Origin of the sequence: Pseudoalteromonas sp. TB51, assembly GCF_000498055.1 — a bacterium.
GTDB lineage: Bacteria > Pseudomonadota > Gammaproteobacteria > Enterobacterales > Alteromonadaceae > Pseudoalteromonas > Pseudoalteromonas atlantica.
Map to the genome: position 1 here is coordinate 1 of NZ_AUTO01000002.1, position 10,423 is coordinate 10,423.

10 protein-coding genes are annotated in these 10,423 nt (G+C 41.6%); 4 read left to right on the top strand and 6 right to left on the bottom strand.

Going from position 1 to position 10,423, the window contains the following annotated elements:
* The 3 genes from L650_RS0100025 to L650_RS0100040 all read left to right on the top strand — a co-directional run.
* Positions 1-1,134: efflux RND transporter permease subunit (locus L650_RS0100025; RefSeq protein ID WP_029771651.1), on the top strand; the 1,134-nt coding region annotated here is incomplete at its 5' end.
* On the top strand, positions 1,131-2,546 hold the full coding sequence (locus tag L650_RS0100030) for an efflux transporter outer membrane subunit (RefSeq protein ID WP_004588752.1): 1,416 nt from the start codon (positions 1,131-1,133) through the stop codon (positions 2,544-2,546). The genes L650_RS0100025 and L650_RS0100030, both read left to right, overlap by 4 nt.
* A gap of 78 nt (positions 2,547-2,624) precedes the next feature.
* Positions 2,625-3,251 carry a TetR/AcrR family transcriptional regulator gene (locus tag L650_RS0100040; RefSeq protein ID WP_024031928.1) on the top strand — a complete coding sequence of 209 codons (627 nt, stop codon included), beginning with the start codon at positions 2,625-2,627 and terminating at the stop codon, positions 3,249-3,251.
* A gap of 42 nt (positions 3,252-3,293) precedes the next feature.
* On the opposite strand, the gene L650_RS0100045 is transcribed toward L650_RS0100040, so the two are convergent.
* From L650_RS0100045 to L650_RS0100070, 6 genes are all read right to left on the bottom strand, one after another.
* Positions 3,294-4,397 (bottom strand): HupE/UreJ family protein, encoded by a 1,104-nt coding sequence (locus L650_RS0100045; protein ID WP_029771653.1) that lies wholly within the window; start codon positions 4,395-4,397, stop codon positions 3,294-3,296.
* Positions 4,394-5,422 carry a tetratricopeptide repeat protein gene (locus tag L650_RS0100050; RefSeq protein WP_029771654.1) on the bottom strand — a complete coding sequence of 343 codons (1,029 nt, stop codon included), beginning with the start codon at positions 5,420-5,422 and terminating at the stop codon, positions 4,394-4,396. The genes L650_RS0100045 and L650_RS0100050 overlap by 4 nt, the downstream gene beginning before the upstream one ends.
* A gap of 56 nt (positions 5,423-5,478) precedes the next feature.
* On the bottom strand, positions 5,479-5,991 hold the full coding sequence (locus L650_RS0100055; RefSeq protein WP_029771655.1) for an Ig-like domain-containing protein: 513 nt from the start codon (positions 5,989-5,991) through the stop codon (positions 5,479-5,481).
* Between the two features lie 10 nt (positions 5,992-6,001).
* Positions 6,002-7,594 carry a DUF4331 domain-containing protein gene (locus L650_RS0100060; protein WP_029771656.1) on the bottom strand — a complete coding sequence of 531 codons (1,593 nt, stop codon included), beginning with the start codon at positions 7,592-7,594 and terminating at the stop codon, positions 6,002-6,004.
* A gap of 377 nt (positions 7,595-7,971) precedes the next feature.
* Positions 7,972-8,655, bottom strand: a complete 684-nt coding sequence (locus L650_RS0100065; protein WP_029771657.1) for an anti-sigma factor domain-containing protein — start codon at positions 8,653-8,655, stop codon at positions 7,972-7,974.
* On the bottom strand, positions 8,652-9,176 hold the full coding sequence (locus L650_RS0100070) for a sigma-70 family RNA polymerase sigma factor (RefSeq protein WP_024031922.1): 525 nt from the start codon (positions 9,174-9,176) through the stop codon (positions 8,652-8,654). The genes L650_RS0100065 and L650_RS0100070 overlap by 4 nt, the downstream gene beginning before the upstream one ends.
* 457 nt (positions 9,177-9,633) lie before the next feature.
* Here L650_RS0100070 and L650_RS0100075 point away from each other — a divergent pair.
* Positions 9,634-10,423 (top strand): dual specificity protein phosphatase family protein (locus L650_RS0100075; protein WP_029771658.1); only part of this gene is annotated, 790 nt, incomplete at its 3' end.

Genomic DNA, 10,423 nt, shown 5'->3' on the forward strand with positions numbered 1-10,423 from the left:
CCGCCAGCCATTGTTGAGCTAGGTACTGCAAATGGTTTTAATATTTTCTTACAAGACAGGGTTGGACTTGGCCACGATGCTTTATTAGCAGCGCGTAATCAATTACTTGGTTTAGCGAGTCAAAGCCCAATTTTGGCGGGTGTACGCCCTAACGGACAAGAAGATATGCCCGAGCTGCAACTTGATGTTGACCTTGCTAAAGCACAAGCACTGGGTGTGTCTCAGGCAGATATTAACAGCACGCTATCAACTGCGTGGGGTAGTAGTTACGTTAATGACTTTATTGACCGTGGCCGCGTTAAAAAGGTCTACCTTCAAGGTGAAGCGCAAGGACGTATGGTGCCAGAGGATTTAAACAAGTGGTATGTACGTAATGACAGCGGCGATATGGTGCCATTTTCAGCCTTTGCAAGTTCGTATTGGACCTATGGTTCACCACGTCTTGAGCGTTATAACGGCTTTTCAGCAATGGAAATTCAAGGTACTGCTGCACCAGGTTACAGTACTGGCCAAGCAATGGATGAAATGGAGCGCTTAGTTAAACAACTTCCTAATGGAATTGCCTCTGAGTGGACGGGTATTTCGTTTCAAGAGCGCTCTAGCAGTGGCCAAGCCCCGTTACTTTACGGTTTATCGCTATTGTTTGTATTTTTATGTTTAGCAGCGCTTTATGAAAGCTGGTCTGTACCGTTTGCGGTTATGCTTATTGTGCCATTAGGTATATTTGGTGCGACGGTTGCCGCGGTAATGGCAGGTTTATCTAATGATATTTACCTTCAGGTAGGTTTATTAACCACCATAGGATTAGCCTCTAAAAATGCAATATTAATCGTAGAATTTGCGATTCATAAAATGCAAGAAGGCCTAGGGTTAGTCGATGCGGCTATTGCAGCAGTACGCTTACGCTTACGTCCAATATTAATGACCTCAATGGCCTTTATTTGTGGTGTTATACCGCTTGCTATTGCCTCAAGTGCCGGTTCAGGAGCGCAAAATGCACTGGGTATTTCGATTATAGGTGGTACGCTTGCCTCTTCTATTTTAGTGGTGGTATTTGTGCCGTTATTCTTTGTTTTAGTTCGTCGTGTATTTCCAATGAAAAACACCGACGATAAGAAGGAGAGCGCACAATGAGCATTAAACGCTTCACTTTAAGCGCAATTACATTAGTTGTTTTAAGTGGCTGCCAACTAGCCCCTGAGCAAAAAGACCTTGCTTTACCAGTGCCAGATACTTATGTATCTGACACTGAGCAAGCAGCAGCGCAACAGTTACATTGGCAGCAATTTTTTAATGATGAAAAATTGCAAACCTTGATTAGCTTAAGCCTTGAGCATAATAAAGATATGCAAATAGCAGTATTAAATGTGCAGCGTGTACGCGGTTTATACCAAATTGAAGATTCGGGTTTATACCCTTCATTAGATTTTAATGGTGGGGCTACGCGCCAACGTTTACCGGCTGATTTAACCAGTACAGGTGAAGCAGGTATTAGCTCACAGTACAGCGCAACGGTCGGTATTACCTCTTATGAATTAGATATTTGGGGTAAGGTACGTAACCAGTCTGAGCAAGCCCTGCAAAACCTCTATAACACTGAGCTTACGCAATACAGCACGCAAATTTCACTCATTGCTGAGCTTGCCAATGCTTGGTTAAACTACGCAACTGACTTACAGCTATTAGAGCTTGCTAAAGAAACATTAAGCTCGCAGCAGGAGTCGCTCTCGCTTACGCAAAAAAGCTTTGATTTAGGCGCTACATCGGCAATTACGCTTGAGCAGCTTAAAAGTACGGTTGCCACTGCAAAAGTAGATATAGCAACATATAAACGCTTGTTAAAACGTGATAAAAGCGCGTTAGATTTACTGGTAGGGCGCCCTGTATCGAGTGATTTATTACCGACTAACTCGTTAACTAATTTACTGGATTTACCAGAAGTACCTGTTGGTTTACCCTCTGATTTATTAACGCAGCGCCCTGATATTAAAGCCGCTGAGCACGCTTTATTAGCCGCTAACGCGAATATAGGTATAGCGCGTGCGGCGTTTTACCCAAGCATTAGCTTAACCGCGACTGCGGGCAGTACGTCTAGCGATTTAAGTGGCTTGTTTGATTCAGGCTCAGGAACATGGAGCTTTGTACCGTCAATCAACTTACCAATTTTTACTATGGGACGTAACCAGGCAAACCTTGATGTGGCAAAGGCCGATCAAGAAATTGCGGTGGCTACGTACCAGCAAAAAATTCAAAATGCGTTTCGTGAAACCGCCGATGCATTAGCAGATAGAGAAGGCTACAAAGAGCAACTTGATGCCCTCGATATGTTAATTAGTTCGCGTCAGCTAACGTACGATTTATCAAAAATGCGTTACGAAAAAGGGGCTGATAGCTACCTACAGGTACTTGATGCACAGCGTACGTGGTACTCGGCTCAACAGCAGTTAATAACAGGTCAGCAGGCTTACCTTGCCAGCCAAATTAACTTGTATAAAGCTTTAGGTGGCGGCTGGAATATAGCTAAAACACCTGTGCAAGAGCAGTAAAATGAAAGGTGTTGTTAAGTTAAGCTATGCAATGAGCTTACGATGTATTAAGTTTGCGCTTAATACCGGAGTAGGGTTATGAGCACGAAAGCTAAAAGGCATATAGACCCAGCATTAGCACAAGCTAGGCGAGAGCAGGTGCTGAGTGCTGCCTCAGAGTGTTTTAAACGCAAGGGATACCATGGCGCAGGCATGGCCGAAATATCCCGTACTGCAGGCATGAGCGCTGGGCATATATATAACTACTTTGAAAGCAAAGAGGCAATAATTGAAAGTATTATTGCTAAAGACATGGAAGAAATGTTTTCAATCTTTCAGGAGTTTGAAGATCACCCAGGTGATGTTCTGCAAGCGCTTATAGATGGCTTAAACATTGGTGTACAAAGGCATATGGATACCGGTGCCTGTGTGGTTGATTTAGACATGATGGCGGAAGCGGGTCGCAATAGTAAAGTGGCCTCGCTTTTACGAGATATGGATATTCAAGCACGGGGGCGCATGCGCCAACTACTCACCAGTGAACGTAGTGCACTTAAAGACACTGATGAACACGAACTTGAAAGCCGCATTAACGTTATTTTTTCGATGATGGCGGGGTTACTGCTTCGTAAGATGCTCTACCCTGAGCTCACCGAAGAAACGGTGTTAATCGCGCTTAGGCCTGCGATGAAAACCTTGCTAATGCCGTTTGATAAAACCAAGTAATAGAAAACTAAAAAGCGAGTCAAAAGACTCGCTTTTTTAATGCTAAATGCGCTCTACGCACCACAATATTGCCATTGCAGCGATAGCAAGGGAGCCAATTGGCATCACCCATTTTATGTAAATAGGTTTATTGCGCATGGTTAGTAACACCGGCAGTGCAATACACAATATACTCAGCTGCCCAAGCTCTACACCTAAGTTAAACGCTAAAATGCTGAGCAATTGATAATCGCTCGAGAGCCCAAGCTCACCCAGTACACTGGCAAAGCCCATTCCATGTAACAAACCAAACGCAAAAGTAAGCCAGCCAAGGCGTAATATAACCGGCCATACATTGTTTAAAGCCGCAAATAATACCGAGATTGCAATACCTAGCTCTACCCAGCGGCTACTTGGCGAAACAAGATTAAGAGCCGTAGCAGTAAGGGTAAGTGAATGCGCAAGGGTAAACGCAGTCACGATCCACGCAGTGTGCTTAATAATGTGCTTTTTACTTGCTATTGCCTGCCAGTGACTATCATTGCGTGTTAAAACGCAGGTTAAAAGTAGTGCAATTAAAAATAAAATATGGTCAATGCCAATCCAAATATGCAACACGCCTTGATAAACATATTGGTTAAAAGTCGTTAAATAACTTGATTGCCCAGTGGTAAAAGTGTGCTGTTGCTCATCTATAGTGAAAACCCGCGAAACCTGATTTACATTTACAATAACTTTGTGGTTTGCGTCTTGGTTAAAAAAAGCGCGGTACGTTAACGTTACATCTGCATCAGTGTTACAGCTAAAAACTAGCGGTAACACTAAATATGCTTCATTAAAATGATTATCTAATTGGTAGTTATCGGTGATTGTTAATGGGCAAGTTTGCTCATTTTGTAAAACCGATAGAGTATTTTTGGCATAGCGATTAATAGCCGTCTTTTGTGATTTTAATTCGCCCCAGCTTATTTGGGTGTCTTGGTTAACATCAAGCGCAACTTGTTGTTCTAAGTCGCTAATATTTATTTGCCATGTGCCTGTGTATTGCTTTTCGTTGTCGGTATTATCCAGTGAAATGTAGCTTGTGCTCAACTGATGTGCTTGCACGTTAAAGTTGGCAAATAGCGCAACTATAAATAAAACAAATAACGCGTTTATTTTACTCATAAAGAATCCCTAACCATCGTATCTGCTTGGCTTAGTAAGTGTTTATCTGTACTCATTTTTGCTTGCTGCCAATTTATATTTGCCCAGTATTGTGCCTTGGCTTGGTTTGCTTGTACATGAATATAGTAGTTAGCTAAGTCGTTGGCATGGAAGGTATCTTGGCGTTGTTCACGTAATTTTACGCGCTGTTGCATGAGCGGTTGCCACACCGTATTAGTGTGCTTATTACTGCGTTTTTCAGCTATGGCTAACTTAAGCAAAATAGCGTCTTCAAGCGATGAGTGGCTATTGGCAAGTTTACCGAGTGTATTAAGCACTTTTTTAGGGTTGTTTTGCTGCAGTTGAATATCGGCCCACAGCACAATAAGGCTCACCGGGGCTGTGTTTAAATCAATATTATTTATATGCTGCTGCGCACGGGTGAATTTATTGAGTCTAAACGCCATTTCGCTGAGCACATGTTTTGTCGCTAAGCTGCTGTTTGTGTTTTGCGTAAGCTTAACTAACGCGTGATAACTTTCACTCAGTTTGCCCTGTTGGCTTTGTACATCTAGCACACACGTGCTGGCCGTTAATAGGCTGGTGTTACCAATTAATGCCACGCAATGGCGCTTAGCTTGTTCAAATTTGCCTTGTGTCATCAACATATTAGCGAGTAATAAATGGGTGTTTACATGATCTGGCTGGATTTTTAATACGTTATTAGCAACGTCTATGGCACGTGAAAACGCATGCTCCTTTTGAAGTACCCGTGCATATAAATAACCGGTTTGTGCAGTTGCAGAAGCGGTATATAGATTTTTTAAGCGTTTTTTTAATACACCTTGATAACGCTCTGTTTGGCCTATGTATTGGCTATTTAGCACCAGCGCAGTGAGTTGCTCAAGGGTTAAATTAGCACTTAATGTTGCATTGCTTGAGGCAATAATTGCGTTATCTTTTGGGGTAATTGGTTTTGCAAGCACGTTATTTACACTCAGTGCAGCGCAAAAAACAAAGAGCATTTTTTTATAATGACTGCGCATTGTTTTATCCTCTTAAAAAAGCCATCCATGGCCATCAGCTTAATTTACTTACTGAGTTAGTTACCAGAAGCGCCCGATGAAATACCGCTTACGTCTGTGTCTGTATTGATAAAGACACGTCCGTTGGTAGATAGCGGTTGCGCAGTGGGGCTTTGATTAAATGCATCGCTTGCAAATTGTGCAAAGTCCACTTGCAGTGCTTCAATGGTTATATTTACCGCTGCAGTCACTTGCTGGTTAACACCGTCTGATACACCAAACATAAAGCTGTCGCTACCGGTTGCTTCTTTGTTTGGGGTATAGGTAAAGCTGCCATCGCTATTTACTAAAGCGTTACCTAATGTCGGCTGCGAAGTTAATGTGTATGTTAATGTATCGCCATCAGCATCGGTGGCCACTAACATGTCGTTAATTTCAACTTCTGTTTGTGTGGTTAACATTGCATCACTAGCATTGGGCGCAGAATTTACAACCGGTGTGGGTTGTTTGTTATCATCATCACTGCTACACGCGCCTAGTGCCAAAGCGCATAACAATATACTGCTATGGGTAAGGTTTAAATTACGCATACGTTACTCCTTATTTAGAGCCTGCAAGTGGGGTGGCTAAGTATGGGAAAGTGGCATCCATCATGCTCGCATCAACTGGAGCACCATCAGTGAATGGCACTGTACCTACATCAGCATCCTCTGGTGTACATAGACCTAAGTCGGTGTCTTCACCATTTACAGGAATAGGGTGACATAAACGCCCCATTACCACGCGAAGTGCAATATCAACGACATCGTCACCTGGACGGCGCCCGTTTGGAAAACCTGCTAAATCATCACCGGCTACACCAAATGCAGACTGATCAGTTTGTGCTGTCGCTGCAATTGCAGTATTTAAACGTAGCATTTCTGATGGCGTTACGGTGGCTTGTTGGTTTACCCCTGCAAAACCAGTTAAAAATGCGGTGATTAAATCAGTACGTGGAAAGTTAGTTGGAGCAAGAGTTTCTAAATTAGCGCCAAGTGTGGTATTTACTGCATCTTTAAATAAAATATTTAACAGCTCTGGTAAAGACGGGTGCGAAACGTAATCTAAAAACTGTGCATCGTCTTTAGGGTGAGCCGTTGAGAAGGTATCTTTGTCTTTAATACCAATAACTAGCTCATTAACTAATGGATTACCTAAGCGTGAAACCTGCGTTAATGCACCGCCATTTACCGCGTTATCTGCAAATTTAGCGTTAGGGTTTAAAATGCGTGCTTGAGGTAGGCTCGCTGTTGTCCATGAACCAATTACGCCGTTGCCTTCACCTACAATACAGCTTTTAGGCATTTCAACTGCAATTGAGGTAACGTTTTTATCTACGAGGTCGTCATTCTCACTGCTTTGTGTAATCCCTCCAGGGAAACCACCGCCATCCCCAGCACCTGGCGCACTATCACCTTCAACGGGAACGTAATTTACTAAATCGAATGTTTTACCTAAGTTAACGACAAATGGGTCTTTGCGCTGACCAACAAATACTTTGGCCATACTGTCACAGCCTGGTACCGAAACTTGATAAACAAACTGATCTGCATAGGTTTGGTAATCAGCCATTGAACCAAATGTTTTGTCACCAATATAATCAAGCGGTTTATTAAACGTGGTTGAACTGGTGGTGGTATTACTTAATGCTGTACTGGTACCCGTGCGTTGTGGACCGCTTATCATGCTGAGTGTGTATGACTCGCTAAAATTAGCGGCGCTATCATCACCTGCTGCTACACCACCAACGTTTTTAAGAGGTACAGATACAGTACGCTGATTATCTTCTGGGCCAACGGTTAATTGCACGCCTTGATTATCGTTTGGCAGCATACTGGTAAAATTAAAAGCAAAGGTAATATCCTCAACTGCATCACCGTCGTTATCAATATGAATACTGTAGGTTGCATCTGGGTCCATAGCAAAGTAGTTAGGGCCGCCGTAGGCATCTTGTAGAGGAATATAGTTGGCAATAAATGTAACGTAGTCGTCTCTGCCTGCTTCATAACTATTAAATACGTAAAAGTCGGTAGAGTCTAAGGTTGGGAAGCGGCTAATGTTCGGCGCTTCACGATGACTTGATGCCTCGCTAGAGGTGCTTACTAAGGTACTGCATACTACTACTGCGAGTATAGATGGAGTTAAAGCTTTCATGACTTTTTCCTTTAGTTTTGATTGGAGTCATAACTAATAACGAAGCAAAAAGCACAATGGATGCAAAAAAGTTAAATATTTTTTTATTATTGTTAATAAAGGGGTGTTTAACGTTCAAGATTAAATTTTCAGCAGGCTGTTTTGCATTTAGATAAGGAAGTGATAAGAGAGTGATAAAGAGGCTGAAGCGGTTTGGTTTTATACTTATTACAGGGGGTGTATGCAATTAAAATAACGCAGCAGGTATTGAGCACACAATATGATAAGCATCGCACTGCGATTAAGCCTACTTTAGTTTAATCAAATATTAATGGTTACCCAAGGTAAATAAAAAGGTTGGCCAAACAAAGTTTGACCAACCAGTCGCGTTTATTTAGTTATAAAATAACTAAATCTGTCGTGTACAGTACTTGTGTTGGTAGGCCGTTTGGCGAGCCACCTAAAGGCTCTAAGCTAACAGCGAGTAGGGCAATGTCTTGTGCCTTAAAGCGCGTGCCTTTGAGTAACTGTTTTTCACCGTTTTTAGGCAGTAGACCCAACGAAATTGGCGTGTCTTGCCCTTTTAAAATCATCCACAGCTCGTAGTCTTTATCGGTTTGCGCAACGAGTTTATCACTGGCTTTAACCGATAATGTTTGCTCATCTACGTTAATAAACCACAGTGATTGCTTATCTTGATTTTGTACTAAAGCAATTTGTTGGCTGTATTGGGGCTGAGTTGTGGGCTGAATAACCAAAAATGCTAAGATAATACAGGCAGCTGTGGCTATAAATGACCAATTGCGCCATAGCGATGTAGCTGGTTTGATCACCGTTTTAACGGGTTGGTTGGTGTGTTCTAATGTATTTAAAATATTCTGCCACACTTGCGCGCGGGGTGTTTGAGGCGTAATTGCACTGGCTAAATCATTTAAATTTTGCTCCCACATTATAGTGGCTTCTCGGGCTTGCGGTAAGCTGAGCATTAAGCGTTGAAAACGTTTTCGTGCCAGGCCTTTTAAAGTACCTAATACATACTGCCCTGCTAAAGCATCAAGTAATTCTGGTTTATTATAATTCATAATGTTAAACACCTCTGCAACTGCTGCAAACCACGCCTGATCCAGCTTTTAACTGTGCCTAAGGGCGTTTCTATGTGATTGACTAACTCACCATGGCTTAGCCCTTTGTAATAGGCTAAATGAATGGCTTGTTTTTGTTGGGGATCAAGTTGCTCAATACAATTAACAAGTTTGGTTTGTTCGTCGTAACTAACATCGACTGCTTGTTCGTCGTATTCATCATCACCCATTGCCTGCTCTTTTCTTACCTTGTGATAACGCAATGCATCTAAGCTGCGGTATCTCACAATGCTTATCATCCAGCTAATAACTGTGCCTTTAGATGAGTTGTACTCTGACGCGTTATGCCAAATTTTTATAAATGCCTCTTGCAGTACTTCTTCTGCGTGCGCGCGGTTTGAAAGCATATTTAAACTAATCGCAAAAAGCTTTGCGCTTGTTTGCTGATACAAATCAGCAAACGCGGCTTTGTTACCCTGTGCTGTTTTACACAAAAGGGGAAGTAAATTGTCGTTTTCCATAAGGTTCCTGTTGTTTTTATTATTACCGAGGTGTGTTGAGCTTCGTGAATTAACAATTGTTTTATTTAAGCGCAACCTAATCGCTTTGAAATAGAGATTAAACAGGCTGTTATAAATTTAACCAATAAAGATAAACACACTCTCAATAAACGTGTGAAAAGAGTGATTGGATGCAAAAACTTTTAAGCTGACATTTATATTAGCTGCTGTACACATTGACACAAGTTTTAAATATAAACAGTTACCTTTGAGTAGTGAGAAAAAATGACCGATTACTGTGTAAAAAGCGCCTAATATGCGAATACAGCTAAAGCTAGCTACTTTTATTTATTTTATATCAGTTACTTAGTGTTGTTTCTATTCCTAAAAAACAACTTTTGTTGGCGTGTAAATTGCTACTACACTTATACACAGCTGTAAAAAAATGTGCCGAAACAGTAAAAATAAAGGAGAAAATATGTGGGCTGCAACGAGTTATTTAATTTTAGCGTTAATTTTTATATTTATAGGGTGGGAGGTTAACTCGGTATATTTTGCAGTGGTATTTTACTGGAGTGCATTGTCGTTAATTCTTGTCAGTGGTGCTTACATTTTTAATTTGGCGAAAATTTTTAGAAAGCGTGAAAATGGTGTCATCCCATTTTATATCCGCTGGGCATTTGTGCCTTTTTTACTGGGTGTTCAAATTTACAATGCGTATTCTCGCAAGCACGATAAAGTCCCTCCCATTCAAAAAATTAACAACCATTTATTTTTAGCATGCCGATTGTTCCCCTCTGATATTGATACGTTAAAAGAAAACGGCATAACGGCAATATTAGATGTAACGTGTGAGTTTGATGGCTTAGAATGGAGCTCTACACAAGAAAATATTAGCTATTTAAATATTCCGGTGCTTGATCATAGTGTGCCTACCCATTCGCAATTAAACCAAGCCATTAACTGGATACATCATCATATTAAAGAAGACCGCCGCGTGGTAGTTCACTGTGCACTGGGCAGAGGGCGTTCGGTATTTGTTATGGCAGCGTATTTACTGAGCCAAGATAAAAACGCCGATGTTCACCAAGTGCTCGCGCAAATAAAAGAAACCCGCGAAACCGCAAATCTTAATAAGCATCAGCTTCGTCATTTAGCAAAGCGACATAAAAAGGGCGAGCTAGTTATTAAAAACAAAGCCGTTATTATTGCAAACCCTGTGTCGGGTACCAAAATGTGGCAAGACAAAGAGCATTTAATAGTGGCTA

Coding starts and splice junctions, on each gene's coding strand:
- L650_RS0100070 (WP_024031922.1), bottom strand. CDS start 9,176: ATGGAAAACGACAATTTACTTCCCCTTTTGTGTAAAACAGCACAGGGT.
- L650_RS0100060 (WP_029771656.1), bottom strand. CDS start 7,594: ATGAAAGCTTTAACTCCATCTATACTCGCAGTAGTAGTATGCAGTACC.
- L650_RS0100055 (WP_029771655.1), bottom strand. CDS start 5,991: ATGCGTAATTTAAACCTTACCCATAGCAGTATATTGTTATGCGCTTTG.
- L650_RS0100030 (WP_004588752.1), top strand. CDS start 1,131: ATGAGCATTAAACGCTTCACTTTAAGCGCAATTACATTAGTTGTTTTA.
- L650_RS0100045 (WP_029771653.1), bottom strand. CDS start 4,397: ATGAGTAAAATAAACGCGTTATTTGTTTTATTTATAGTTGCGCTATTT.
- L650_RS0100065 (WP_029771657.1), bottom strand. CDS start 8,655: ATGAATTATAATAAACCAGAATTACTTGATGCTTTAGCAGGGCAGTAT.
- L650_RS0100040 (WP_024031928.1), top strand. CDS start 2,625: ATGAGCACGAAAGCTAAAAGGCATATAGACCCAGCATTAGCACAAGCT.
- L650_RS0100050 (WP_029771654.1), bottom strand. CDS start 5,422: ATGCGCAGTCATTATAAAAAAATGCTCTTTGTTTTTTGCGCTGCACTG.